At 70.5% G+C, this 24,132-nt stretch carries 24 protein-coding genes; 8 read left to right on the forward strand and 16 right to left on the reverse strand.

The genetic code is table 11. The features are described 5' to 3' along the window. The first annotated feature begins 134 nt into the window (after nucleotides 1-134). A complete protein-coding gene (locus BK819_RS03180) occupies nucleotides 135-401 on the forward strand; it encodes a metal-sensitive transcriptional regulator (RefSeq protein WP_025103992.1) in 267 nt (88 codons plus the stop codon). 113 nt (nucleotides 402-514) lie between these two features. Here the strand turns inward: BK819_RS03180 and BK819_RS03185 are convergent, their stop codons facing one another. The 10 genes from BK819_RS03185 to BK819_RS03230 all read right to left on the reverse strand — a co-directional run bounded on the left by BK819_RS03185 (nucleotide 515) and on the right by BK819_RS03230 (nucleotide 11,392). After that, nucleotides 515-1,141, reverse strand: a complete 627-nt coding sequence (locus BK819_RS03185; RefSeq protein WP_071327822.1) for a superoxide dismutase — start codon at nucleotides 1,139-1,141, stop codon at nucleotides 515-517. Between the two features lie 22 nt (nucleotides 1,142-1,163). Beyond that, entirely contained in the window at nucleotides 1,164-1,700 is a 537-nt protein-coding gene (locus BK819_RS03190; protein ID WP_174521465.1) for a flavin reductase family protein, read from the reverse strand. Further along, nucleotides 1,697-3,046 carry an FAD-dependent oxidoreductase gene (locus BK819_RS03195; protein ID WP_071327823.1) on the reverse strand — a complete coding sequence of 450 codons (1,350 nt, stop codon included), beginning with the start codon at nucleotides 3,044-3,046 and terminating at the stop codon, nucleotides 1,697-1,699. The genes BK819_RS03190 and BK819_RS03195 overlap by 4 nt, the downstream gene beginning before the upstream one ends. Further along, nucleotides 3,043-3,369 carry a ferredoxin gene (gene fdxA, locus BK819_RS03200; RefSeq protein ID WP_025103996.1) on the reverse strand — a complete coding sequence of 109 codons (327 nt, stop codon included), beginning with the start codon at nucleotides 3,367-3,369 and terminating at the stop codon, nucleotides 3,043-3,045. The genes BK819_RS03195 and fdxA overlap by 4 nt, the downstream gene beginning before the upstream one ends. A gap of 169 nt (nucleotides 3,370-3,538) precedes the next feature. Beyond that, complete coding sequence (locus tag BK819_RS03205) at nucleotides 3,539-5,791, reverse strand: glycoside hydrolase family 3 N-terminal domain-containing protein (protein ID WP_071327824.1); 2,253 nt, start codon at nucleotides 5,789-5,791, stop codon at nucleotides 3,539-3,541. Beyond that, nucleotides 5,791-6,939, reverse strand: coding sequence for an ABC transporter permease (locus tag BK819_RS03210; RefSeq protein ID WP_071327825.1), 1,149 nt, complete (start codon nucleotides 6,937-6,939; stop codon nucleotides 5,791-5,793). Before BK819_RS03210 ends, BK819_RS03205 begins: the two co-directional genes overlap by 1 nt. 1 nt (nucleotide 6,940) lies before the next feature. Next, nucleotides 6,941-8,029, reverse strand: coding sequence for an ABC transporter permease (locus BK819_RS03215; RefSeq protein WP_071327826.1), 1,089 nt, complete (start codon nucleotides 8,027-8,029; stop codon nucleotides 6,941-6,943). After that, nucleotides 8,026-8,832 (reverse strand): ABC transporter ATP-binding protein, encoded by an 807-nt coding sequence (locus BK819_RS03220; protein ID WP_071327827.1) that lies wholly within the window; start codon nucleotides 8,830-8,832, stop codon nucleotides 8,026-8,028. The genes BK819_RS03215 and BK819_RS03220 overlap by 4 nt, the downstream gene beginning before the upstream one ends. After that, nucleotides 8,829-9,653, reverse strand: a complete 825-nt coding sequence (locus BK819_RS03225; protein ID WP_071327828.1) for an ABC transporter ATP-binding protein — start codon at nucleotides 9,651-9,653, stop codon at nucleotides 8,829-8,831. Before BK819_RS03225 ends, BK819_RS03220 begins: the two co-directional genes overlap by 4 nt. Before the next feature lie 71 nt (nucleotides 9,654-9,724). Beyond that, a complete protein-coding gene (locus BK819_RS03230) occupies nucleotides 9,725-11,392 on the reverse strand; it encodes an ABC transporter substrate-binding protein (RefSeq protein ID WP_071327829.1) in 1,668 nt (555 codons plus the stop codon). Nucleotides 11,393-11,546: 154 nt separating this feature from the next. Here BK819_RS03230 and BK819_RS03235 point away from each other — a divergent pair, with 154 nt between their 5' ends. Both BK819_RS03235 and BK819_RS03240 read left to right on the forward strand, forming a co-directional pair. Next, nucleotides 11,547-12,188 (forward strand): TetR/AcrR family transcriptional regulator, encoded by a 642-nt coding sequence (locus BK819_RS03235; protein WP_071327830.1) that lies wholly within the window; start codon nucleotides 11,547-11,549, stop codon nucleotides 12,186-12,188. 109 nt (nucleotides 12,189-12,297) lie between these two features. Beyond that, a complete protein-coding gene (locus BK819_RS03240; protein ID WP_071327831.1) occupies nucleotides 12,298-13,512 on the forward strand; it encodes an amidohydrolase in 1,215 nt (404 codons plus the stop codon). 15 nt (nucleotides 13,513-13,527) lie between these two features. Here the strand turns inward: BK819_RS03240 and BK819_RS03245 are convergent, their stop codons facing one another. The 4 genes from BK819_RS03245 to BK819_RS03260 are packed head-to-tail and all read right to left on the reverse strand — an operon-like array spanning nucleotide 13,528 to nucleotide 15,902. After that, nucleotides 13,528-14,232 (reverse strand): GTP pyrophosphokinase family protein, encoded by a 705-nt coding sequence (locus BK819_RS03245; RefSeq protein ID WP_025104005.1) that lies wholly within the window; start codon nucleotides 14,230-14,232, stop codon nucleotides 13,528-13,530. 53 nt (nucleotides 14,233-14,285) lie between these two features. Then, nucleotides 14,286-14,549, reverse strand: coding sequence for a type II toxin-antitoxin system RelE/ParE family toxin (locus tag BK819_RS03250; protein WP_071327832.1), 264 nt, complete (start codon nucleotides 14,547-14,549; stop codon nucleotides 14,286-14,288). Continuing rightward, nucleotides 14,546-14,806 (reverse strand): type II toxin-antitoxin system prevent-host-death family antitoxin, encoded by a 261-nt coding sequence (locus BK819_RS03255; protein ID WP_071327833.1) that lies wholly within the window; start codon nucleotides 14,804-14,806, stop codon nucleotides 14,546-14,548. The genes BK819_RS03250 and BK819_RS03255 overlap by 4 nt, the downstream gene beginning before the upstream one ends. Before the next feature lie 34 nt (nucleotides 14,807-14,840). Next, nucleotides 14,841-15,902: a VanZ family protein gene (locus BK819_RS03260; RefSeq protein WP_071327834.1), complete on the reverse strand. Its 1,062-nt coding sequence runs from the start codon at nucleotides 15,900-15,902 to the stop codon at nucleotides 14,841-14,843. 224 nt (nucleotides 15,903-16,126) lie between these two features. Between BK819_RS03260 and BK819_RS03265 the strand changes: the two genes are divergently transcribed. After that, nucleotides 16,127-18,076, forward strand: a complete 1,950-nt coding sequence (locus tag BK819_RS03265; protein WP_371259810.1) for an APC family permease — start codon at nucleotides 16,127-16,129, stop codon at nucleotides 18,074-18,076. A 9-nt stretch (nucleotides 18,077-18,085) separates the two neighbouring features. Here BK819_RS03265 and BK819_RS03270 read toward each other — a convergent pair whose 3' ends face one another. Then, nucleotides 18,086-19,492, reverse strand: a complete 1,407-nt coding sequence (locus BK819_RS03270) for a PLP-dependent aminotransferase family protein (RefSeq protein ID WP_071327836.1) — start codon at nucleotides 19,490-19,492, stop codon at nucleotides 18,086-18,088. Here BK819_RS03270 and BK819_RS03275 point away from each other — a divergent pair. Beyond that, nucleotides 19,491-20,465, forward strand: a complete 975-nt coding sequence (locus BK819_RS03275; protein WP_083391634.1) for a DMT family transporter — start codon at nucleotides 19,491-19,493, stop codon at nucleotides 20,463-20,465. The two genes, BK819_RS03270 and BK819_RS03275, sit on opposite strands and share 2 nt — an antisense overlap. Then, nucleotides 20,438-20,863: an FMN-binding negative transcriptional regulator gene (locus BK819_RS03280; RefSeq protein WP_071327837.1), complete on the forward strand. Its 426-nt coding sequence runs from the start codon at nucleotides 20,438-20,440 to the stop codon at nucleotides 20,861-20,863. Before BK819_RS03275 ends, BK819_RS03280 begins: the two co-directional genes overlap by 28 nt. Nucleotides 20,864-20,934: 71 nt before the next feature. On the opposite strand, the gene BK819_RS03285 is transcribed toward BK819_RS03280, so the two are convergent. Beyond that, nucleotides 20,935-22,083 carry an SLC13 family permease gene (locus tag BK819_RS03285; RefSeq protein ID WP_071327838.1) on the reverse strand — a complete coding sequence of 383 codons (1,149 nt, stop codon included), beginning with the start codon at nucleotides 22,081-22,083 and terminating at the stop codon, nucleotides 20,935-20,937. A gap of 281 nt (nucleotides 22,084-22,364) precedes the next feature. On the opposite strand from BK819_RS03285, the gene BK819_RS03290 reads away from it, so the two are divergent. Together BK819_RS03290 and kdpA are read left to right on the forward strand one after the other, a co-directional pair. Continuing rightward, nucleotides 22,365-22,454, forward strand: coding sequence for a potassium-transporting ATPase subunit F (locus tag BK819_RS03290; protein ID WP_036292752.1), 90 nt, complete (start codon nucleotides 22,365-22,367; stop codon nucleotides 22,452-22,454). Then, a complete protein-coding gene (gene kdpA / locus BK819_RS03295) occupies nucleotides 22,454-24,130 on the forward strand; it encodes a potassium-transporting ATPase subunit KdpA (RefSeq protein WP_071327839.1) in 1,677 nt (558 codons plus the stop codon). The genes BK819_RS03290 and kdpA overlap by 1 nt, the downstream gene beginning before the upstream one ends. Nucleotides 24,131-24,132 lie beyond the last annotated feature (2 nt).

Genomic DNA, 24,132 nt, shown 5'->3' on the forward strand with positions numbered 1-24,132 from the left:
GTGGTCTTCCCGCAGGTACGGCAACGGACTGCTCGACACATGTGTTCTCTCCTTACTCGATACCCCGGTGGGTATCCACCCACTATACCCCCGGGGGTATAGTGGAGCACACAGCCGGCCTTCAGGGAGTGACCATGACCACCGTCGACACCGACACGCAGCGCAAGATCGCCAACCGCCTCAAGCGCGCCCAGGGACAGCTCGGCGCCGTGATCGCCGCGGTCGAGAGCGGCGGCGACTGCCGGGCCGTCGTCACGCAGCTCGCCGCCGTGACCTCGGCGCTGGACAAGGCCGGGTTCCAGATCATCGCCTCCGCCATGAAGACCTGCCTGGAAGACCCCGCGCAGGACGACGCCGTCCCCCTCCCCGACCTGGAGAAGCTCTTCCTCACCCTCGCCTGAACGCGACCCGGCCCCTTGCGGCCACCCCGGCCCGTTGCGGACGATCGCAAGGGGCCGGGGCGCACGCAAGGGGCCGGGTCGACGAAGGTGGGGTGGGGTGGGGTGGGGTGGGGTCAGGGGACGAGGAGACCCGCGGTGGCGGCGCGGGCCGTCTCGAAGCGGCGCTGCACGTCGGGCCAGTTCACGAGGTTCCAGAACGCCTTGACGTAGTCCGCCCGCACGTTGAGGTAGTCGAGGTAGTAGGCGTGCTCCCACACGTCGAGCTGCAGCAGCGGGATGACGCCGAGCGGCGCGTTGCCCTGCTGGTCGAAGAGCTGGAAGATCACCGGACGGGCGCCCACCGAGTCCCAGGCGAGCACGGCCCAGCCGGACCCCTGCACACCGAGGGCCGTCGCGGTGAAGTGCGCGCGGAAGCCGTCGATGGACCCGAACGAGTCCGCCAGCGCCGCCGAGAGCTCGCCCTCCGGAGCCCCGCCGCCCTCGGGCGAGAGGTTCTGCCAGAACACGGAATGGTTGATGTGGCCGCCGAGGTTGAACGCGAGGTCCTTCTCGAGCTTGTTCACCGCTCCGAGGTCGCCGCTGTCGCGGGCCGCCGCGAGCTGCTCCAGCGCCGTGTTCGCGCCGGTCACGTAGGCCTGGTGGTGCTTGGAGTGGTGCAGCTCCATGATCTTGCCGGAGATGTGCGGCTCCAGTGCCGAGTAGTCGTAGGGCAGCTCGGGGAGCGTGTACGGAGTAGACATGGTGGTTCCTTTCGTGACGGGGTCAGAGGGCGGTGTCGTGGGACAGGGCGTGGAAGCGGCGGTCGATGTAGACGAGCGGGCGGGCGGGGCGGCCGGTGAGCACCTCGAGCACCTCGGCGATCACCACGGTCGACGAGCCGACGGGCACGGTCTGGATCGCCCGGCAGCGCAGGGCGACACGGGCCTCCGCCAGGTGCGGCTCGCCGGTCGGCAGCGTCGTCCAGCCCTGCTCGGGCGTGAAGCGCTCGGAACCGCTCACCGCGAAGCTCTGGGCGAGCGCGGAGTGCTCGTCGTCGATGAGGTGCACGACGAAGGTCTCGGCGCCGAGGATGGCCCCGGCGCTGCCGGTCGCCCTGGTCACCGAGAACACGATCGCCGCCGGATCGACGGCGACCGACGACACGCTCGACGCCGTGAGACCAACGGGGCCGTCCGGACCCTGCGCCGTGATGATGGCGACACCGGCGGGATGGGTGCGGAACGCCGCCTTGAGCCCCTCCCCGACCGGCGTGGGCACCGGAGCGGCGGGGTGCGGGGTGGTGTGCGGGTCGGGGGTCATCGGGTGCTCTCCTCGAGAGGGATGGGGGTGGGGGTCGCGTGGGCGCGCATGGCCGCGCGGTCGACGAGCTTTGTGCGCTCCCGGCCGCGGACGGCTCCGGCGCGGCGTTCGGCCTCGTCGATGCGCAACCAACCCTCCCAGTCCACCACGCCGGGGAGGTCCAGGGGCGGGTGCGGGTCGATACGGGCGGACGGCGTCGCGGCGAGGTCCTCCGCGAGATGCTGCACGGTCTGCGCGGCATCGGACTTGGTCGAGCCGATGAGCCCGATCGGCCCGCGCTTGATCCAGCCGGTCGCGTAGAGGCCCGGCACGGGCGTGCCGTCGGCATCGAGCACCCGCCCCTCCGCGTTCGGCACGACGCCCCGTGCCGCGTCGAACGGCACGCCGGGCACGGGCGAGGAGAGGTAGCCGATCGCCCGGTAGACGGCGCCGACCTCGTACCGCACGAGCTCGCCGGTCCCGACCATGCGGCCGAGCGGATCGGAGGCCGTGCGCTCGAACTCGATGCCCTCCACGCGGTCCGTGCCGACGACGCGGACCGGGCGATGCCGGAAGTGCAGGTGGATGCGCCGGGAGGCCCCGGCGGACGGACGCTGCGCCCAGTCCGTGAGCGTGCGCACGATGATGCGGCGCTGCGAGAACTGCTCCAGCATGCGCGAGGCATGGTCGTCGAGCTCGAGGTCGGCGGGATCGACGATCACCTCCACGTCGTGCTGCTCCCCGAGCTCGCGCAGCTCCAGGGCCGAGAAGCGCACATCGGCGGGGCCACGACGGGCGAACAGGTGCACGTCGCGGACCCGGCTCGCGGTGAGCGCGTGGAGGATGTGGTCGGGAGTGTCGGTCGACTCCAGCGCCGCGGCGTGCTTCGCGAGGATGCGTGTGACGTCGAGGGCGACGTTGCCCGCCCCGATCACGGCCACGGACTCCGCCTCCAGGCCCCAACCCTGCGCGACGTCGGGGTGCGCGTCGTACCAGGCCACGAACTCCGCGGCGCCGAACGATCCGGGAAGCTCCGCTCCCGGCACGTCGAACGCCACGTCGCGGTCGGCTCCGGTCGCGATGACGACGCCGTCGTACGCCCGGCGGAGCTCGTCGACCGTCACATCGACACCGACCTCGACGTTGCCGCGCAGCCGGATGCCGGGCTGGAGGAGCACGTCGTGCAGCGCGTCGATGATCTTGCGGATGCGCGGGTGGTCGGGGGCGACGCCGTAGCGGACGAGCCCGTAAGGTGCGGGGAGCTTCTCGTACAGGTCGATGGCCGCCTCCGGCACCTGCGCCCGGAGCAGGTCGGCGGCGTAGATGCCCGCGGGGCCCGCGCCGACGATGGCGATGCGCGGGGTCACTCGTGCACCTCCTGCGGCGGGAGCGCGGCGATGAGCGGGTGGTCGTGACGGATGAGTCCGGTGCGGGCGGCGCCGCCGGGCGAGCCGATCTCGTCGAAGAACTCGACGTTGGCCTTGTAGTAGTCCTGCCACTCGTCGGGCAGATCGTCCTCATAGTAGATCGCCTCGACGGGGCACACCGGCTCGCACGCTCCGCAATCCACGCACTCGTCGGGGTGGATGTAGAGCGACCGCTCCCCCTCATAGATGCAGTCGACGGGGCATTCGTCGATGCAGGCCTTGTCCTTGAGGTCGACGCACGGCAACGCGATCACGTACGTCATCGCGACTTCTTCTCTGTCCCACTCACGCCCTCCACCGTAAAACCTCAAGCGCACTTGAGGTCAAATCGAGACCGAGACCCCGACCTCTCGCCGAGACCCCGCCTCCGCCGCGCGGACACGACGGGGTCTCGGCGGGAAAGCGGGGTCTCGGGGAATCAGGGGTCAGGAATCAGGACGGGGAGATCTCGAAGGGGGCGGAAAGGAGGTGATCCTCGCGGGAGCTGGGGCCGACGAGGAGCGTGAAGGCACCGGGCTCCACGGTCCGGACGCCGGCGGCGGTCACGATCGTGCAGTCCGCGACGGGGACCTCGATCCGCACGCGCGCACTCTCCCCCGGCGCGAGGTCGACCTGCCGGAAGGCCTTGAGCTCGCGGTCGGTCCAGCTCACGCTCGTCACCTCGTCCCGCACGTAGGCCTGCACGGTCTCGCGGACGGGCCGGTCCCCCGTGTTCGTCACGGTCACGTGCCCCACCACGGTGTCGCCGAGGAGCAGCTCCGTCTGCTCCAGCTCCAGCTCCGCGTACGCCACGGTCGTGTACGACCGGCCCTCGCCGAAGGCCCACGCGGGCGCCTGGGTGAGGTCGGCGTAGCGGTCGCCGTGCTGACCGCGGATCTGGTTGTAGTAGGTGGGCTGCTGCCCGACGTGCCGTGCGAACGAGATCGGCAGCCGGCCCGAGGGCTCCACGGCACCCGTGACGATGTCGGCGAGCGCCCGCCCGCCCTGCATGCCGGGACTGGCCGCCCAGACCACCGCCGCCGCCCGCTGCACCGAGGGCGGGAGCACGAGGGGCTTGGACGCCAGCAGCACCACGACGACGGGCTTCCCGGTCTCGATGAGCGCGTCGAGCAGGGCGTTCTGGCCGCCGATGAGCTCCAGCGTGGCCGTGGACCGCCCCTCACCCACGAGCTCGATACGATCGCCGACCACCGCGACCACGACGTCCGCGGCCTCGGCGGCGGCCACCGCCTCCGCGATCAGCGCAGGATCCGGCGGGCACGGCTGCACCACGCGAGGACGCGGCTGGTTGTCCGGGAAGTGCGTGCCGCGGGGGTCGTCGGCGAGCGTGAGGATGTCGGCGCCGCGTGCATGCGTGACCGTCCACGCGTCCACTGCACGGAGGCCGTCGAGCACGGTCGTGATCATCTCGCGGGGCTGTCCGTCGAGCCAGCCCGCCTGGCCCGAGCCGCCGGCCCAGTCGCCGAGCTGCGTCTGAGCGTCGTCCGCGAGGGGCCCGGTCACCGCCACCCGCAGCGGTGCCGCGGCGTCCAGCGGCAGCAGTCCGTCGTTCTCGAGGAGCACGAGCGAACGGCGGGTGATCTCGAGGTTGAGGTCTGCGTGCGCGGCGCTGCCGACCACGGCGGACACGTCGTCGCGGGGCAGCCGCGGGTCCTCGAAGAGCCCGAGCTCGAACTTGAGCGTGAGGATGCGGGAGACCGCGTCGTCGAACGCGTCCTCCGGCAGGAGTCCCCGAGCGACCGCGTCCAGCGCCCCCTCGAAGAACCCCGGCGTGGTCATCACCATGTCGTTCCCGGCGCGCACGGCCGCGGCCGCGGCATGGGTGAGGTCGGGCTGCACCCGCTGCTCCCACACCATCCGGCCCACGTTGTCCCAGTCGGTGATGAGGGTGCCGGTGTAGCCCCACTCGCCGCGGAGCACGTCGCTGAGCAGCCACTCGTTCAGCGTGATCGGCACCCCGTCGGTCGTCTGATACCCGAGCATGAACGTCCGGCAGCCCTCGCGGGCGACCCGCTCGAACGGCGGCAGGAACCAGGAGCGCAGCTTGCGCGGGGAGATGTCGGCCTCGCTGGCGTCGCGTCCGCCCTGCGTCTCCGAGTAGCCGGCGAAGTGCTTGGCTGTGGCGAGGATGGCCGTGGGGTCGTCGAGCCCGTCACCCTGATAGCCCCGCACCATGGCCGAGGCCAGCTCGCCGATCAGGAACGGGTCCTCCCCGAACGTCTCCCCGACCCGCCCCCAGCGCAGGTCGCGGGCGATGCACAGCACCGGTGAGAACGTCCAGTGGATGCCGGTCACGGCGACCTCCTCGGCCGTCGCCCGCGCCACGCGCTCGACGAGTGCCGGATCCCAGGAGGCTGCCATGCCGAGCTGCGTGGGGTAGATCGTGCCTCCGGGCCAGAACGAGTGGCCGTGGATGCAGTCCTCGCCCACGAGCAGCGGGATGCCGAGTCGGGTCTGCGCGACCAGGGCGGCGGCCCGCCGCAGACGCTCGTCCGAGGCGTGCAGGATCGACCCCGCGTGCCGCCGGAGCACGTGGTCGTCGATGTCGTCGCGGGCGTCGAGCTGGAGCATCTGCCCGACCTTCTCCTCCACCGTCATCCGGTCGAGGAGGTCGGCCACGCGTTCGGGGATCGAGAGAGCGGGGTCCTGGTAGGGGAGCTGCGTGGTCAGAGTCTGAGAGGTCATCACTTCGTGTTCTGGTTCGTGTGCGGTGTCGCGGTGTTCGAGGAGTCGGTCGTCTCGGAAGCGCCCGGCGAAGTCGCCGACGATACGGGATCGGGGGCCTTCGTCGGCAGGGGCACGCTGCGGACGGCCGTGACGGCGTCGTTCACGTTCAGCCCCTTCTTCTTCATCGCCCTGGCCCGCTCGCCCGCCGAGCGCAGTCGCGGGTTGACGTACTCGTCGATGCCGAAATTGATGAGCGAGAGCGCGACGCCGATGATCGCGATGCACAGCCCGGCGGGCACGTACCACCACCACAGCCGCGGGAAGGCGCCGTTCTGCTGCGCCCAGAACAGGATGGTCCCCCAGTTCAGGTTGCTGACGGGGATCACGCCGATGAAGGCCAGGGTCGTGAGACCGAGGATGGCCGCGGTCACGGTGCCGACGAAGCTCGACGCGATGAGCGCCATGAGGTTCGGGAGCATCTCGACCGTGATGATGCGGCGCAGCGGCTCGCCGTTCGCCCGCGCGGCCTGGATGAAGTCGCGGTTGCGCAGCGACATGGTCTGCGCGCGGAGCACGCGGGCGCCCCACGCCCATCCGGTGATCCCGAGCACTGCGGCGATCACGATCAGCGGCGGGTTCTCGAACTGCGAGGCGATGATGATGATGAGCGGGATGCCGGGGATCACCAGGAACACGTTGGTCAGCGCCGAGAGCGACTCGCTCTTCCAGCCGCGCACGTAACCCGCGATCACACCGATCGTGATCGCGATGATCGTGGCGATGAACGCCGCGAGGAAGCCGACGACGATCACCCCGCGGGTGCCGTAGATGATCTGGCTCAGGACGTCTTCGCCCATGTGCGTCGTGCCCAGCCAGTGCTCCCAGGAGGGTGGCTGACGCAGTGCCGTGCGGTCCTTCTGGGTCGGTCCGTACGGGGCGATCCACGGGGCGAAGATCGCGATGAGCACGAACGCCCCGAGGATGAGGAGCCCGGCGATCGACTTGGGGTTGCGGAACATCGCGAACGCCTGCGCGAGCTGCGACCAGAAGGTCTTGCGCGGTGGCGTTCCCGCCGGCGGGGTGCGCAGCGTGGCGGTCTCGGGCATGCCGGACACGACGGCCGATCCGTCCGGCGCCGTGTTCGCTGCGGTGGTGGGAACGGTCATGTCAGGACTCCATCTGGCGCGTGCGCGGGTCGAGGTAGGCGTAGACGACATCGGCGAGGATGTTGGCCACTAGCACCGACAACGTGATCACGAGGAACACGCCCTGCATGAGGGCGAAGTCCTTGGCGTTGGTCGCATCGAGCAGCAGCTTGCCGACACCCGGATAGCTGAAGACCATCTCCATCACGATCGTGCCGCCGACGATGAAGCCGATCGACAGCGCGAAGCTCTGGATCTGCGGCAGCACCGCGTTGCGGGCGGCGTAGCCCCAGAGCACCCGCTTGTTGGGCATGCCCTTCGCCTGCGCGACCGTGATGTAGTCGTCGTCCAGCACCGTCAGCATCATGTTGCGCATGCCGAGCACCCACCCGCCGAGTGAGGCGACCACGATGGTCAGCGCAGGGAGCGTGCCGTGCATGATCACCTGGCCGATGAAGTCGAGGCTCCATTCCGGCGACTGTCCCTTGTCGTAGGCGTGCGACGAGGGGAACCACTTCAGGGTCGAGGAGAAGATCGCGATGGCGATGAGTCCCAGCCAGAAGTACGGGATCGTGTTGAAGAACGTCGTCACCGGGATGATCGCGTCGAGCTTGCTGCCGCGCTTCCACCCCACGACGGCTCCGAGCAGCGTGCCGATCGCGAACGAGATGACGGTCGCGATGCCGACCAGTCCGAGCGTCCAGGGCAGGGCGGCGGCGAGCACCTCGGCGACCGGCCGCAGACCGTGCAGGGTCGAGATGCCGAGGTCGCCGCGCAGCAGCATTCCCCAGTACTCGAGGTACTGCTGCCAGATGGACTTGTCGGTGTCGATGCCGAGCAGCACGCGCAGGGCCTCCGCCGCCTCGGGGCTCACGGTGCGGTTGCGCGCGAGGTACGAGCTGACCGCGTCGCCCTTCATGAGGCGGGGCAGGAAGAAGTTGATCGTGATCGCCGCCCACAGCGTGAACAGGTAGAACGCCGCGCGACCGGCGAAGAAGCGCCACGGCACCGGTCGCCTGGTGCGCTCTGCCCTGGTCGCCGTGGTGCCGACCTCGAGGGCATCGCGGGCGACGAGGTCGTTGTCGTCGAGCTGGGGGAGAGCGGAGCTCACTGCGCGCCTCCGTTCGATGCCGCTGCGGCGAAGTGCTTCTCCGGATCGGGGGAAGCCGCGCGCAGCTCGCGGGTGTAGGGGTCCTGCGGGTTGAGGATCACATCGTCGGCGGTGCCGTACTCGACCACGCGCCCCTGGTTGAGGACCATGATCTCGTCGCTGAAATGACGGGCCGTGGCCAGGTCGTGCGTGATGTAGAGCACGCCGAGCCCCTCCTCGCGCTGCAGGTCGGCGAGCAGGTTCAGCACGCCGAGCCGGATGGAGACGTCGAGCATCGACACCGGCTCGTCGGCGACGAGGAGCGACGGCCGCGAGGCCAGGGCACGGGCGATGGCCACACGCTGTCGCTGACCGCCCGACAGCTCGTGGGGGCGGCGGTCGATCACCGCGTCCGCATCGAGGCGCACCCGGTCGAGGAGCCGACGCACCTCGTTCTCGGTGTCCTTCTTGGGCACCACGTCGTCGAGACGGATCGGACGCTCCAGGTGGTAGCGGATCGAGTGGTACGGGTTGAGCGAGGCGAACGGGTCCTGGAACACCATCCGCAGCTGCTGGCGATACCGTCGCAGGCCCTTACCGCGGCGCGGGATCGGCGTGCCGTCGAGCAGCACCTCACCGCTGGTCGGGGTCTCGAGCTGGGTGAGGATCTTCGCGATCGTGGACTTGCCGCTGCCGGACTGTCCGACCAGGCCGATCGTCTGGCCGGACGTCAGAGTGAAGCTCACATCGTCGAGGGCCTTGATCTGCCCTGCGCCTCGGACGTTGTACGCCTTCGTGACGTGGCGGAACTCGAGGGTGGTCATCGCACCAGCACCCCTCTCTCCCCGGTGAGCCGGGGGAACGACGACAGCAGCGTCTTCGTGTACTCGTGCTCCGGCTGCGTCCAGATGCGCTCTGCCGTGTCGAGCTCGATGATCTCGCCTTCGCGCATGATCGCGATCCGGTCGCTGATCTCCAGCAGGAGCGGCAGGTCGTGGGTGATGAAGATCACCGAGAAGCCGAACTCGTGCCGCAGGTGGGAGATCTGCGTGAGGATCTCCCGCTGCACCAGCACGTCGAGCGCAGTCGTCGGCTCGTCCATGACCATCAGCTGCGGACGGAGCGCCAGGGCCATGGCGATCATGACGCGCTGACGCATGCCGCCGGAGAGCTCATGCGGGAAGGAGCGCACCCGCTGACGGCCGACCTTGACGATCTCGAGCAGCTCCTCAGCCTCGGCCCGCCGCTGCCTGCGGTTCATGTCGGGGCGGTGGATCTCGAATACGTCCTCCAGCTGCGACCCGATCGTCGCCACGGGGTTGAGGGCGTTCATCGCGCCCTGGAACACCATCGACACCTTGTCCCAGCGGAACCGCTGCATCGCGTCGACGTCGAGCGCATTGATGTCGATGTCGATGCCGGTCACGTCGTGGAACGTCACGCTGCCGCCGGTGATGACGGCCGGGGCGCGCAGCAGGCGCTGCACACCGTAGGCGAGCGTGGTCTTGCCGCATCCGCTCTCCCCGGCGAGGCCGAGGATCTCGCCGCGCTGCAGTTCGAGGGTCACGTTCTTCACCGCCTCGACGGGCGGATCGACGTCGTACACGACGGAGAAGTCGCGCACGGTGAGCAGAGGGTCTGGCATGGGGTGTCCTTCGTCGACCTGGTGGGGAGCCCGAGCCGTGTGACCGGACCGGGCTCCCCTTCGGGTGGTGCTTACTCGGCGGGCTTCAGCTTCGTGAGGATCTGCACGATGTTCGGCTGCGTCGGGTCGGCGGACGCGTAGGTGTCGGTCTCCGACGGCCAGCCGACGTAGTTGCGCGTGTTGAACTCACCCAGCAGCGGGTGGGCGCCCAGCGGGATGGCCGGCACCTGCTCCGAGAAGATCGTCTGCAGCGTGTCGATGGCGGTGGTCCGCTCCTCGTCGGACGAGGCGTTGGCGTAGGTGTTCAGCGCGGCGGTCGCCTCCGGGTCGTCGAAGCGGCCGAAGTTGAAGCCGGCCTTGCCCTCGGGTGAGATCCAGCGCGGGTCCATGGTCGAGGTGTAGAGGCCGTAGGCGGTACCGCTGTCCTCCAGCCAGTGGATGATCGCGGAGAACGTGCCGTTGTCGCGGGGATCGGCCCAGCCGCCCCAGTCGGGCATGTCGATCTTGACCTCGGCACCGATGCCGTCCTTCACGTCCTCGGCGATGAGCTCCTGCGCGGTGTTCCAGTCGCTCCAGCCGGACGGGACGGAGAGCGTGAACGAGACGGGCGTGCCGTCGGGGTCGATCAGGGCGTCGTCCTTCCAGGTGTACCCGGCCGTCTCCAGCAGGTCACGCGCCTTCTCGGCGTCGACCTTGTAATCGACGCCCTGGAACTCGGGCTGGATCTCGTCTTCGAGGATCGACGACAGGCCCGTGACCGACCAGACGGCCTCGCTGGCGCCCTCGCGCGCGATGTCGACGTAGGCGTCGCGGTCGATCACCCAGGCGAGCGCCTGACGGAAGGCGGGGTCGTCAAACGGCTTCTGCTGCAGGTTCATGAACAGCGTGGCGGAACCGGTGGTCGGGGAGGCGAGGAACTTGTTGTGCTCGGGGTCGGCCGAGAGGAACTGCTCCTCGATCTGCGGGATGAACGCCTGTGCCCAGTCGGCGTCGCCGTTCGCGAGGGCCGTGGTGAGGGCGGTGTTGTCACCGTACGAGACGTAGTGCAGCTCGGGCACGGCGAGGTCGCCGCCCCAGTAGTCGTCGCGCGCGTCGAGCGTGACCGACTCGGTCGACCAGTTCGCCATCGCGTAGGGGCCGGTGCCGACGAGGTCGTCACCCTTGACGGGGTCGGTGGCCGGGTCTTCGAAGTTCTCCCAGATGTGCTTCGGGACGATCGGCACGTGCAGCACGCGTGCCTGGTTGACGTACTTGGAGTCGCCGAAGCTCAGCACGACCTTGTCGCCGTCGACCTCGGCACCCTCGAACTTGAGGCCGGCGGTGTCGAGGGCGGGGATCGAGGCGGTCTCGAAGGAGAAGACGATGTCGTCCGCCGTGAACGGCTCGCCGTCGCTCCAGGTGACGTCGGCGCGGGGGACGACGGTGAGCTGCGTGTAGTCGTCGTTCCACTCGAGGCTCTCGGCGAGCCATGGCGTGGTACCGCGGTCTCCCGTCTGGTTCACCAGGGCCAGGGTCTCGAACACGACCTTGGCGTAGCCGTACTTCGACGCGGCGGAGTCGCCGACGAACGGGTTGTTCGACTCGGTGCTGATCGCGCCGTCCGGCTTCGCGATGGTGAGGGACGCGGATCCGGCGCCGTCGCCGTCGCCGGATCCACCGCCAGCCGAGCATCCGGCGAGCGCCGAGACGCCGAGGACGGCGACCGCGCTGGCGGCGATCAGGGTTTTCGTGAGCTTCATTGCTTCTCCTTGGGCACGGGTCCTTGTGCGGCGTCGCGGCCGAGGGATCGCCACCGGCCGCCGCTTTTGCTTACTGTCGAGAAAGTAAGCTGTGGAGAGGTTACCGAGGAGTAAGTTGGTTGGCAAGCAGAGCGGGACGACGGGAGGTGGGCTCATGACGGACGACGTGCACACGGTACGGGTGCGCCCGGCGACGCGGGAGAAGCGCGAGCAGATCCTCAAGGCGGCGGTCGAGATCTTCGGCAACAAGGGCTCCACGAACGGCACGCTCGCCGATGTCGCCGAGCAGGTCGGCATCACGCACGCGGGCGTGCTGCACCACTTCGGGTCGAAGCAGAAGCTCCTCCTCGAGGTGCTCGCCTACCGCGACCAGGCCGACGTGGCCGACCTCGCCGAGAAGCACATCCCCGACGGGCCGGAGCTGTTCCTCCACCTCGTCCGCACGGCGTTCGCCAACGAGAGGCGGCCGGGCATCGTGCAGGCCTACACGGTCCTCTCCTCCGAGTCGGTGACCGACGACCACCCCGGCCGCGAGTACTTCGAGGAGCGCTACACGACCCTGCGCCGGGAGGTGACGGCAGCGTTCGGGGAGCTCTGCGCCCAGGAGGGTGTGACCGAACCCGCGACCGTCGCCGCCGCCTCGGCCGCCATCCTCGCCGTGATGGACGGCCTGCAGCTCCAGTGGCTCCTGCATCCCGAGGTGATCGGACTCGGCGAGACGAGCGAGTTCGCGATCCAGGCGATCGTGAACGCCGTGCTGCGTCCGGGACCGGCCCTGGAGTCCTACGTGCACTGACCCTGCCGAGACCCCGCGTTCCCGTCGAGACCCCGCGCTCCCGGCGCGGCGAAGCCGGGGTCTCGGCGGAACGCCGGGGTCTCGGCGCACACCCGGCTAGGCTCTGGCCATGACGATCGACCTCGAAGCGCTCTACATCGACCTGCATCAGCACCCCGAGCTCTCGTTCCAGGAGACGCGCACCGCCGGCATCGCCGCCCAGCACCTGCGCGACCTGGGCCTCGAGGTCGAAGAAGGCGTCGGGGTGACCGGCGTGGTCGGGGTTCTCCGCAACGGCGAGGGTCCGGTCGTGTGGGTGCGCGCCGACATGGACGCGCTCCCGGTCGAGGAGCAGACGGGCCTCGCCTATGCGAGCACCGCGAGAGGTGTCGACCCCGCAGGCACGACTGTTCCCGTCATGCACGCGTGCGGCCACGACATGCACGTCACCGCGATGATCGGGGCGGTCGAGAAGCTCGTCGCCGAGCGCTCCGCATGGTCGGGCACCCTCGTCGTGCTCATCCAGCCTGCCGAGGAGTACGGCGCCGGCGCCAGGGCCATGCTCGACGACGGCCTGCTCGCCCGCTACCCGAAGCCCGACGTGGTGCTCGGCCAGCACGTCACCCCGCTCCCCGCCGGGATCATCGGCGTGCGCAGCGGCACCCAGATGGCCGCGTCGGACGGTCTCACCGTCACCCTGCACGGCCGCGGCGGGCACGGCTCCCGCCCGCACGCCACGATCGATCCGGTCGTGATGGCGGCCGCGACCGTAATGCGCCTGCAGACGATCACCTCGCGCGAGATCGACCCGCAGGGCGTGGCCGTGGTGACGGTCGGCTCGATCCACGCCGGACTCAAGAACAACATCATCCCGGCCGAGGCGAAGCTGGAGCTCAGCCTCCGCTACCCGAACGAGGACGTGCGGGAGAAGGTGCTGGCGAGCGTCGAGCGGATCGTGCGCGCCGAGGCGATGGCGTCGGGGGCGGAGCGCGAGCCGGAGATCCACACGCAGCACACGCTCCCCGCGACGATCAACGACGAGGAGGCGACGGCGCGGGTCTCGTCGGCGCTGCGTCGGGCGCTCGGGGAGTCAGCCGTCGTCGACCCCGGCATGTTCACCGGCAGCGAGGACGTCTCCTGGTTCGCCCGCGACGCCGAGGTGCCGCTCGTGTTCTGGTTCTGGGGCGGCGTCGACCCCGCCCGGTTCGCCGAGGCCGTCGCGGCGGGGACCGTGGAGAAGGACATCCCCACGAACCACTCGCCGTTCTTCGCGCCGGAGATCCATCCGACGATCGAGGTCGGCGTCACGGCGATGTCCGCGGCCGCCCGCGAGTTCCTCGCCTGAGCCGGGTCGGGCTGCTCAGACCTCGACGATCCCCGGCGCGGGCGGAGGCGGCGGCGCGAGCTGCCGCTGCGGCACGCCATGGGCCTCGCGGTGCAGCCGCTCCATGCGGGTGTCGAGCTCGGCGGCGGCGTCGGCGGCATCGCTGAGGCTGTCGACGAGGTGCGCCGGCACCTGGTTGGAGAACTTGTAGTAGATCTTGTGCTCCAGGCTCGCCCAGAAGTCCATCGCGATGGTCCGGAACTGCACCTCGACCGGCACGGACAGCGCGCCCGTCGAGAGGAAGACGGGGACCTCGATGATGGCGTGCAGGCTCTTGTACCCGTTCGGCTTCGGGTTCGCGATGTAGTCCTTCACCGTGCGGACGGTCACGTCGTCCTGCGCGGTCAGCAGATCGAACAGCCGGTAGACATCGGCGACGAAGCTGCAGGTCACCCGCACTCCGGCGATGTCGGTGATCTCGGCACGGATGCGGTCGAAGTCCGGGTCGTCGATACCCTTCCTGGCGATCTTCTCGACGATGCTGTCCGGCGACTTCAGCCGGCTCTTCACGTGCTCGATGGGGTTGTACGCGTGGTCGTGGGTGAACTCGTCGCGGAGGATCGAGATCTTCGTCTCCACCTCGCGCATCCCGAACTCGTACTCGCGGAGGAAGCGCTGCAGCTGGTCGCGGAGCTCCTTCGCCTCGGAGATCAGGTGCTCGTCGACGGGGATCACGCTCATGGGGACGACGTTATCGATCCGTGATCGGAAACCCCTGTGGATTCGGAATGCCGTCAGAGGTCGTAGACGTCCCGGCGGTGGGCGACGCGGACCACGGTGACGAGCACCCGCTCGTCCTCGACCTCGTAGAGCACACGGTAGTCGCCGATCCGCACGCGCCAGGCGTTGTCGAACCCGGCGAGCTTGCGGACGCCGTGCGGACGAGGATCCCTTTCGAGGTCGGAGATCCCGGCGAGGATGCGCCGACGGAGCTGAGGATCCAGCTTGCGGACCTCCTTCGCCGCTGCGGTGGTGAACTCGACGCGGTACCGCGTCACGGGAGTTCCGCACGGAGGTCACCGAGCGAGACTCGACCCCCGTCGTCTGCCGCCTTCGCCGCTCCGAACTCCGCCGCATCCCGCGCAGCCTCGAGCTCTTCCAGGAGCTCCAGGTCGTCGACGCCGATCACGACCGCGGTGAGCTTGCCGTGACGCGTCACCCCCACCCGCTCCGCCCCGTACGCGACACCACCGAGAACGTCAGCGAGCTGATCGCGCAGGTCCTTCGACGGCACGCTGCGGCTGAGAGTGTTCATGCGTACAGAATACCTCTTATGTACATAATGGGGCTCACCTCTTCGCAGTGACGCGGGCGTCCTCGAGGTGCTGGCCGGAGAGCAGACCGGGGAGGCCGCGCCCCTGGCGGGTGGTGAACAGCAGCACGATCGCGACGAGGATCAGCACCGAGGAGAGCGCGTCGAACACCCCGCCGAGCATCCCGAGAGCCGTGAGTCCGCCGATGCCGCCCGCCCAGCGCAGCAGCCGGGCGAGCGCGGCCGGCAGTCGCGACCCGGTGTAGCGCAACTGCACGGCGAGGTCTCCCACCGAGCGGCCGGTGACCAGGATGACCACGAGCCACAGCGCACAGGCGGCCGCCGTGCTCACCGTGCCGGCGAGGGTGCCGTCGAGAACGGCCTGACGGTCCTGCACGACGTACTCGAGCCAGAGCTGCACCCCGACGCCCCCGGCGAGCACGACGAAGCCATTCGCGAGCCCGTCGCACAGCATCGCCAGCGCGCGGCGACCCCGGGTGACCGGGCGCGGCTCATCGGCATCCGCCCGCGCCTGCAAGCCGCGCAGCGACCGGGGCACCACGAGAGCGAGCACCGAACCGAGCACGGCTCCGGTCGTGTTCGTCATCAGGTCGCCCACGTCGAAGAAGCGGTAGGCGCACGGGTACAGACCCCAGACGCCGGTGAGCTGCGTGGTCTCCACGAGCAGCGAGAGCCCGAAGCCGGCGAGGAGCGCGGTCGGGAGGCCGCGTCCGCCCAGCACGCGGAGGAACGCCCCGAGCGGGACGAACAGCAGCACGTTGAACACGAGCTGGAGCAGGGCCGGCTGGCGCAGCGGGTTGCCCGGCGCCGCGAACGCCTTATGCACGTCGCGCACCACGGACATCGGGTCGGTGATCGCCCCCACGCAGCGGATGGCGTCCGGGTCGGGCAGCGGGAGCAGCGTGTACGTCCAGATGGCCCAGAAGTAGACGAGCGCCGCGAGCCAGAGCAGCGTGCGGCCGAGCGAGAGGCGTCCGCGACGGCGGTAGCTGATCGCGTCGAAGGGCACGAAGAGGACGACGCCCGCGGCCAGGCCGATCGCCACGGCGATGACCCCCAGAACCACCTGATCCCCCACTGACGCAAGGATACCGGCAGGCCGTGAGGATTCCGTGAGGGAGCGCCACCGGGCCGTAGGGATTCCGTGAGGATCGCGTGAGGGCGTCCCCGGTCGGCGTAGTGTCGCCGGACGTGTCAGAACAAACGAGGCCGACTCCGGACGCTCCGCCGCGCGCCAAGCGCATCCTGCTCGGCGACCCGCTGACGAGCGCCCAGGTGGACGAGCAGCTCCTCCCCAAGCGCATGGCGCTGCCGATCTTCGCCTCGGACGCGCTGAGCTCGGTGGCCTACGCCCCGCAAGAGCTCGTGATGATCCTGCTCATCGGCGGCCTCACCTTCCTGTCGTTCACCCCGCTCGTCGCAGCGGCGGTCGTCGTGCTGCTGCTCGTGGTGGTGCTCAGCTACCGGCAGCTCATCAAGGCGTACCCCTCCGGCGGCGGCGACTACGAGGTCGCGTCGAAGAACCTCGGCGAGATCCCCGGGGTGATCGTGGCCGCGGCCCTCCTCGTCGACTACGTGCTCACGGTGGCCGTGTCGGTCGCGTCCGGAGTGGACAACATCATCTCGGCAGTGCCGGCGCTCGACCCGCTCCGCGTGGAGCTCGCGGTCGGCTTCGTCGTGCTCATCATCATCGTGAACCTCCGCGGGGTTCGGGAGGCGTCGCTCGTGTTCGCCATCCCCACCTACGTGTTCATCGGCTCGGTCGGCATCATGATCGTCACCGGGCTCCTCCGTACGGCACTCGGCGACGCCCCGATCGCGTCCAGCGCGGAGTTCGCCGTGCAGGCCGAGAGCCTCAGCCAGGCGGCCGTGCTGCTGCTCATCCTCCGGGCGTTCTCCAGCGGCTGCTCCGCGCTGACCGGGGTCGAGGCCGTGTCGAACGGCGTCCCCGCGTTCCGGGCCCCGAAGGTGCGCAACGCCCAGTCGACCCTCGTGCTCATGGGGACCATCGCGATCTGCCTGTTCTCCGGACTCACCGCGCTCGCCCTCATCGCCGGCGTGCACTACGCCGAGAACCCCTGCGACCTCATCGGCTTCGACTGCACGACCCCGCAGCCGAGCCTCATGGCGCAGATCGCCGCGGCGACGTTCGGCGGCGGCAGCATCCCGTTCTTCATCGTGCAGGCGGCCACGGCCTGCGTGCTGCTCCTCGCGGCGAACACCGCCTTCAACGGGTTTCCCCTGCTCGGCGCCGTGCTCGCCCGCGACGGCTACGCCCCGAAGTCGCTGAACACCCGCGGCGACCGGCTCGTGTTCTCCAACGGCATGATCCTCCTCGGGATCGCCGCGATCGCCGTGCTCGTGGTGTTCCAGGCCCGGCTGACGACGCTGATCCAGCTCTACATCATCGGCGTCTTCGTCTCCTTCTCCCTCGGCCAGATCGGCATGGTGCGGCACTGGCGGCGGGCGCTGCGCGCGCCCGTTCCACCGGACGGCGACGGCGCCGCGGACCGGCGTTCCGCGCGCGTGGGGCTGCTCATCAACTCCGCCGGGGCGACGCTGACCGTGCTCGTGCTGGTCATCGTGACGATCACGAAGTTCACGCACGGCGCCTACCTCGTGTTCTTCGCCATCCCGGTGCTCGCGTTCCTCATGATCGGCGTCAAGCGGTACTACCGGGACGTCGAGCACGAGATCGCCATCGACGACACCACCCGCTTCGGCGCCTCCGGCGACGTCGCCATCGTCCTCGTGAACCATCTGCAGAAGCCGGTCATGAAGGCCATCGACTATGCCATCGCCGCCAAGCACGACAAGACCCTCGCCGTGCACGTGGCCGTGTCCCAGGACGACGCCGCCCGCCTGCAGCAGGAGTGGACCGACCACCTCGTGCCGGTGCCGCTCGTGATCGTCGAGTCGCCGTACCGCTCGTTCGCGCAGCCCGTGACGCAGTTCATCCGGCAGTACCGCGAGAAGCACGGCTCCTCCGTCGTCACGGTCTACCTGCCGCAGTACATCGTGGGGCACTGGTGGGAGAACTTCCTGCACAACCGGCGCGCCCGCCGCCTCGCGAACCAGCTCATGCTCGTGCACGGGGTGTCGATCACCCTGGTGCCGTGGCTGCTCGATTCGTCCGAGCTCATCTACGGCCGGCGCTCGCGTCCGCTGCCCGGTCAGGAGCGGGCGGGACGGCCCGTCGTGGTGGCCGGGCGCCGGGCGCACCGCCCCGCCGGGCCGCCGTCCGAGTCCTGACGGCGGCGCTCAGCCTCCGGAGAGGACCGCACCGAGGATCGTCGCGGCCTCGGGGAAACGGGACGGGTCGGCGCTCGCGTAGTTGAGCCTCACGTAGGAACCGGACGGCTCCGCGGGGAACCACTCGCTCCCCGGCGCGATGACGAGGCCGCGGGCCGCGCACTCCCGGACGACGGCTGCGGCGTCGGTGCCGTCGGGCAGACGCAGCCAGAGGTTCAGCCCGCCGACCGGCACGGCCTCCACCAGCGCGGTGGGCGCCTGCGCGGCCAGGCACGACAGCAGCAGGTCGCGCCGCGAGCGCAACTGCTCCCGGAAGCCGCGGAGGTGTGTGCGCCACGCCGGCTGCGTCACCACGTCGAGGGCCGCGGCCTGGAGGAGGCCGCTGACGTACACCGACTCCGCCGCACGATCGGCGAGGATGCGATCCCTGGCGGGGCCGCGCGCGATCACCGCCGCCACCCGCAGGGACGGCGACACGCTCTTCGTCAGTGAGCGCAGGTACACCACATGGCCGTCGTGGTCGGAGGCGGCCACGGGGCGGGGGTCGGCGTCGATGCCGAGGTCGTGCGCCCAGTCGTCCTCGATGAGGAAGGCGCCGTGGCGACGCACCGCGTCGAGCACGGCCTCCCCGGTCGCCGCCGGCCACTGCGCGCCGGTGGGGTTCGCGAACGTGGGCTGCGCGTAGAACGCCCGGGCCCCGGTCTCGGCGAGCGCCCTGTCGACCGCATCCGGGTCCGGTCCCTGCGGCCCCGAAGGGACGGGAACGAGCACGACCCCCGCCTGCTCTGCCGCCAGCAGCGCCCCCCAGTAGGTCGGCGACTCGATGAGCAGCGGCCGGCCGACGCCGACGACCGCCCGGAAGATCGAGCTCAGCCCGCTCTGGCTCCCGGAGATGACGACGGCGTCGCGGGCGGTCGGCACCGTGATCCCCGCCGGGGCCGCCGCGGCCAGCTCCGCCGCGAACCACTCCTGCAGCCCGGGCTCGCCGGCTGCGGGCGAGCGGGTGAGGGCGGACGCGGTCCGGGAGGCGCGCACGAGGGCCTGGCGCACCAGCCGCTCGGGGAGGAGATCCGGAGCCGGATAGCCGGAGTGCAGCCCGATCGCGTCCGGCGAGGTCGGGCGCTGCGCCGAGGAGAGGCCGTCCAGGCGTACGGCGGCTGCCCCCAGCGCTCCGGACTGCCAGCCGTAGTCCGCCGGTAGGACGGTGCGCGCGGCGCGGACGAAGGTGCCGACGCCGGGTCGCGCGTCCACGAGCCCGAGGCGGACGAGCTGCTGCACGGCCTTCTGCACGGTCACCGGGCTCGCGGCGTACTCGGCCGTGAGCGCCCGGTTGGAGGGGAGGCGGGCGCCGGGGGCGGCGGTGGCGATCCACGCCCGCAGGCCAGCCACGATGCGCGCGGTGCTATCCTGACTCATGAAAGAACACAGTAGCGTTATCCGTCCGAACGGAACACTGCTATCCCGCGCTGCCGGACCTGGGTGGGGACTGCTGGGCGTCGTCGCCTTCTCGTTCACGCTCCCGTTCACGCGGATCGCGCTCGGCGGCGGACTCTCACCGCTGTTCATCGGCTCCGCCCGCGCGGTCGTCGCCGCCGTGCTCGCCGCGGTCGTCCTCCTCGTCACGCGTCAACAGCCGCCGAGCCCGATCCAGTGGGCACGACTCGCGATCGTCGCGCTCGGAGTGGTCGCGGGCTTCCCGCTGCTGACCTCGTTCGCGATGACCACGACGCCGGCGAGTCACGGTGCGGTCGTGATCGGCCTCCTCCCCGCCGCGACCGCCGTGGCCGTCGTGCTGCGCACCCGCGAGCGCCCGTCCCCCTCGTTCTGGGTGTTCGCGCTTCTCGGGTCCGCGGCGGCCCTCGTCTTCGCGACGGTGCAGAACGGCACGCCCGGCGCCCTCCGCCCCGCCGACCTCCAGCTGTTCGGCGCCGTGATCGCCGCGGCCGTCGGCTACGCGGAGGGTGGCCTGCTCGCCCGCGAACTCGGCGCCTGGCAGACGATCTCGTGGGCACTGGTCCTCGCCGCCCCCGTGATGCTCGCGGTGGCCGTGGTCGCCGGGGTCGCCGCCCCGCCCGTCGCCAGCCCCACCGCGTGGCTCGCGTTCGCCTACCTGGCCGCGGTCAGCATGTTCCTCGGATTCTTCGCCTGGTACCGCGGCCTCGCCATCGGCCCGATGGCGCAGGTGAGTCAGATCCAGCTCGTGCAGCCCGTCATGGGCATCACCTGGGCCGCCTTCCTCTTCCATGAGGACGTCGGCATCGCCACGGTGTTCGGCGGCCTCGCCGTCGTCGTGTGCGCCGGGCTCGCCGTCCGCACCCGCAGCTCTCGTCCCACCCCCACCCCTACCCGACAGGAGGCGCCGTGCGTCACACCCCCCGCTACCTCATGACCGACCCCGACGAGGGGAAGCGCCTCATCCGCGCCCACCCGTGGGCGGCGTTCGTCTCACCGGCCTCCGCCGGACTCGTCGCCTCGCACTACCCGGTGCTGCTCGACGAGGACGAGGACGACATCGTGCTCGTGAGCCAGGGGGACCTCGTGCCGACGTGGAACCACGTCACCGCGCACCTCGCCGGCACCCCCGAGATCCTCACCACGGAGGAGAACTACGCCATGCTCACGCGGCTCATCGACCACTTCGTGGGTGGGCAGCCGCACGGGCGGAGCCTCGCGGAGGACGAGCACGGCACCCGACGGGCGGCGAAGGGCACGGTGGGCCTCCGGCTCCGGGTCACCCGGTTCGACGCCGTCCACCCCGCCCTGGCCGCCGAGATGCGTCGCGTCTGACCCCCGTTCGAATCGCCCACTTTGCTCCATCGCGGCCGGATTTGCCGCAAAGTAAGCGATTCGAAACGGGGTCAGAGGACGAGCGTGGCGAGGACGACGGTGGGCACCGCGGCGACGGCCCCCCAGAGCGCGAAGCGACCCCAGCGGATCTCGACCCCGAGCGCCGTCACGCGATGGTGCCAGAGGAGTGTCGCGAGCGAGGCCCACGGTGTGATGAGCGGACCGAGGTTCACGCCGATCAGCAGGGCCATCAGGGCGACCGGGTCCCCTGCCGCGGGTTCGAGCACGAGGTAGGCCGGGAGGTTGTTGATCGCGTTCGCGCTCACGGCCCCGAGCGCCGCGAGCCGGAACAGGTCGCCGAGAGAGTCGCCGTTCGCGGTCGGGGACGTCAGGAAGTCGAGCAGCCCCTGCGCGTGCGCGGTCTCGACCAGCACGAACAGCGACGCGGCGAGCGCGAGCGCCTGCCACGGGACGAGCGAGAGCCGCAGGGCGTGGCGGCGACGGACGGCGAACAGCACGATCAACGCGAGTGCTGCGACCGTCGCCGGGATCCACACGTCGGGGGTCAGCGCGAGCAGCGGCATCAGCACGACGAGGACGCCGGTGGCGCTCCAGAACAGCGTCGGGTCGGCGGGGCGTCGGGGCTCGGGCGTCTCGTATGCGCCGAAGACCGTGCGTCGATGCAGGACGGTGAGGATCGCGACGGGCACCAGAATCCCCACGAGCGTGGGCGCCCAGCTCAGCGCGATGAACGCCCCTGGGCCTTCCCCCATCGCGGGCGCGGCAAGCAGGTTCGTGAGGTTCGAGACCGGCAGCGCGAGGGACGCGGTGTTGGCGAGCCAGACGGTGGCCAGGGCGAACGGCAGCGGGGAGACGCCGATGCTCTGCGCCAGCACGACCACCACCGGGGTGACGATCACGGCGGTCGTGTCGAGCGAGAGGAACACGGTGCTCACCACCGCGAGCACGACCACCAGCGCCCACAGCACCACCACGCGGCCTCGACCCCAGCGCGCGAGGCGCTGGGAGACGACGTCGAACACCGCTGCATCGCGGGCGAGCTCGGCGACGATCGTGATCGCGACGACGAACCCCAGCACGGGCGCGATCCGTTCCCCGAGCGCACCGGCGTCCGTCCGCGGCAGGAACCCGGTGAGCACGCACCCGAGCGCGACCACCACGAGCCCGGCGACGATCCCCGTCCCCGTCCCGATCCGCATCCGTCTGATTCCCACCTCGTGAGCATAGGGCCGGCACCCCCTTTCGAATCGCGCACCTGGCTGCATCGGCGGCGGGTTGGGGACCAGGTGCGCGATTCGAAGGCCGTCTCCGTGAGCAACCCGCATGCATCCGGGGGGGTGGGCGTAGGGGAACCGTGAGGATCGGCGGATGCGGCGGGACGGCGCAGTTGGATCGAGGACGTGCTCGACATCATCTACCTCGCGCTGACCCTGGCGCTGTTCGCCCTCGTGTCCCTCATCGCCAAGGCGGTGGACCGCGCATGATCGTCTTCGAGATCCTCGCCGCCGTCCTCGCCGTCGCCGCGGTCGTCTATCTGGTCGTGGCGCTCGTCGCCCCGGAGCGCTTCTGATGGACGCGGCCCTCCTGTACGGCGTCCTCCAGATCACGGCCGTCGTGGTCGTGCTCGTGCTCCTCTACCGTCCCCTCGGCGACTACATCGCGCACGTCTACACCTCCGGCCGCGACCTGCGCGTCGAGCGCGGGCTCTACCGGGTGATCGGCGTCGACCCCCGCTCCGAGCAGACCTGGCGCGCCTACGCCCGCAGCGTGCTGCTGTTCTCGCTCGTCGGCCTCCTGCTCGTCTACGGGCTGCAGCGGCTCCAGGCCTTCCTGCCCGCGTCGCTCGGCCTGCCCGCTGTGCCCGAGGGACTCGCGTTCAACACGGCCGCGTCCTTCGTCGCGAACACCAACTGGCAGTCGTACTCGCCCGAGCAGACCATGGGCTACACGGTGCAGCTCGCGGGCCTCACGGTGCAGAACTTCGTCTCCGCCGCCGTCGGCCTCACCATCGCCATCGCCCTCGTCCGCGGGCTCGCGCGCCGCGGCTCCGCGACGATCGGCAACTTCTGGGTCGACCTCACCCGCGGCCTGGGGCGGCTGCTCCTCCCGCTCGCCCTGATCGGCGCGGTGGCCCTGCTCGCGGGCGGCGTGATCCAGAACGTGAACGGCTTCACCGACGTCGCCACGGTCTCCGGCGGCACGCAGACGATCCCCGGCGGTCCGGTCGCGTCGCAGGAGGCCATCAAGCTGCTCGGCACCAACGGCGGCGGCTTCTTCAACGCCAACTCCGCCCACCCCTTCGAGAACCCGACCGGGTGGACCAACCTCCTCGAGGTGCTGCTGATCCTGGTGATCCCGTTCGCCCTCCCCCGCACGTTCGGCCGACTGGTCGGCGACCACCGCCAGGGGTACGCGATCGTCGCGGTCATGGGCACCCTGTTCCTCGCCTCGCTCGCCGCACTCTCGGCCCTGGAGCTGGCGGGACGCGGCGCCGCGCCTGAACTCGCCGGGGCGGCGATGGAAGGCAAGGAGCAGCGCTTCGGCATCCTCGGCTCGACCCTGTTCGGCAGCGCGAGCACCCTCACCTCGACCGGGGCCGTGAACTCGATGCACGACTCGTACACCGCGCTCGGCGGCATGATGCCGATGCTGAACATGATGCTCGGCGAGGTCGCTCCGGGCGGCGTCGGCTCCGGTCTGTACGGGATGCTCGTGCTCGCGATCGTCGCGGTCTTCGTCGGCGGGCTGCTCGTCGGCCGCACTCCGGAGTGGCTCGGGAAGCGCATCGGCCCGCGGGAGATGACCCTCGCGAGCCTCTACATCCTCGTGGTGCCGGCGCTCGTCCTCGGCGGCACGGCCCTGAGCTTCGCGATCCCCGGGATCCGCGAGGACGTGGAGTCCACGAGCATCCTCAACCCCGGTGTGCACGGCATGAGCGAGGTGCTCTACGCGTTCACCTCCGCCGCGAACAACAACGGCTCCGCGTTCGCCGGACTCACCGCGAACACCCCGTGGTTCAACACCGCCCTGGGCGTCGCGATGCTGCTCGGGCGCTTCCTCCCGATCGTGCTCGTGCTGGCCCTCGCCGGGTCGTTCGCCGCGCAGGAGCGGGTGCCGGCCACGACCGGCACGCTCCCCACCCACCGGCCGCAGTTCGTCGGCCTGCTCCTCACCGTGACCGTCGTCGTGACGGCCCTCACCTACTTCCCCGTGCTCGCACTGGGACCGCTCGCCGAAGGACTCTGACC

Origin of the sequence: Microbacterium sp. LCT-H2 (assembly GCF_001866135.1) — a bacterium.
Taxonomy (GTDB): Bacteria; Actinomycetota; Actinomycetes; order Actinomycetales; family Microbacteriaceae; genus Microbacterium.

Coding starts and splice junctions, on each gene's coding strand:
- BK819_RS03270 (WP_071327836.1), bottom strand. CDS start 19,492: ATGAGTCAGGATAGCACCGCGCGCATCGTGGCTGGCCTGCGGGCGTGG.
- BK819_RS03255 (WP_071327833.1), bottom strand. CDS start 14,806: ATGAACACTCTCAGCCGCAGCGTGCCGTCGAAGGACCTGCGCGATCAG.
- BK819_RS03220 (WP_071327827.1), bottom strand. CDS start 8,832: ATGACCACCCTCGAGTTCCGCCACGTCACGAAGGCGTACAACGTCCGA.
- BK819_RS03225 (WP_071327828.1), bottom strand. CDS start 9,653: ATGCCAGACCCTCTGCTCACCGTGCGCGACTTCTCCGTCGTGTACGAC.
- BK819_RS03190 (WP_174521465.1), bottom strand. CDS start 1,700: ATGACCCCCGACCCGCACACCACCCCGCACCCCGCCGCTCCGGTGCCC.
- BK819_RS03205 (WP_071327824.1), bottom strand. CDS start 5,791: ATGACCTCTCAGACTCTGACCACGCAGCTCCCCTACCAGGACCCCGCT.
- BK819_RS03180 (WP_025103992.1), top strand. CDS start 135: ATGACCACCGTCGACACCGACACGCAGCGCAAGATCGCCAACCGCCTC.
- BK819_RS03235 (WP_071327830.1), top strand. CDS start 11,547: ATGACGGACGACGTGCACACGGTACGGGTGCGCCCGGCGACGCGGGAG.
- kdpA (WP_071327839.1), top strand. CDS start 22,454: ATGGACGCGGCCCTCCTGTACGGCGTCCTCCAGATCACGGCCGTCGTG.
- BK819_RS03275 (WP_083391634.1), top strand. CDS start 19,491: ATGAAAGAACACAGTAGCGTTATCCGTCCGAACGGAACACTGCTATCC.
- BK819_RS03245 (WP_025104005.1), bottom strand. CDS start 14,232: ATGAGCGTGATCCCCGTCGACGAGCACCTGATCTCCGAGGCGAAGGAG.
- BK819_RS03210 (WP_071327825.1), bottom strand. CDS start 6,939: ATGACCGTTCCCACCACCGCAGCGAACACGGCGCCGGACGGATCGGCC.
- BK819_RS03240 (WP_071327831.1), top strand. CDS start 12,298: ATGACGATCGACCTCGAAGCGCTCTACATCGACCTGCATCAGCACCCC.
- BK819_RS03265 (WP_371259810.1), top strand. CDS start 16,127: ATGGCGCTGCCGATCTTCGCCTCGGACGCGCTGAGCTCGGTGGCCTAC.
- BK819_RS03285 (WP_071327838.1), bottom strand. CDS start 22,083: ATGCGGATCGGGACGGGGACGGGGATCGTCGCCGGGCTCGTGGTGGTC.
- BK819_RS03290 (WP_036292752.1), top strand. CDS start 22,365: ATGATCGTCTTCGAGATCCTCGCCGCCGTCCTCGCCGTCGCCGCGGTC.
- fdxA (WP_025103996.1), bottom strand. CDS start 3,369: ATGACGTACGTGATCGCGTTGCCGTGCGTCGACCTCAAGGACAAGGCC.
- BK819_RS03230 (WP_071327829.1), bottom strand. CDS start 11,392: ATGAAGCTCACGAAAACCCTGATCGCCGCCAGCGCGGTCGCCGTCCTC.
- BK819_RS03185 (WP_071327822.1), bottom strand. CDS start 1,141: ATGTCTACTCCGTACACGCTCCCCGAGCTGCCCTACGACTACTCGGCA.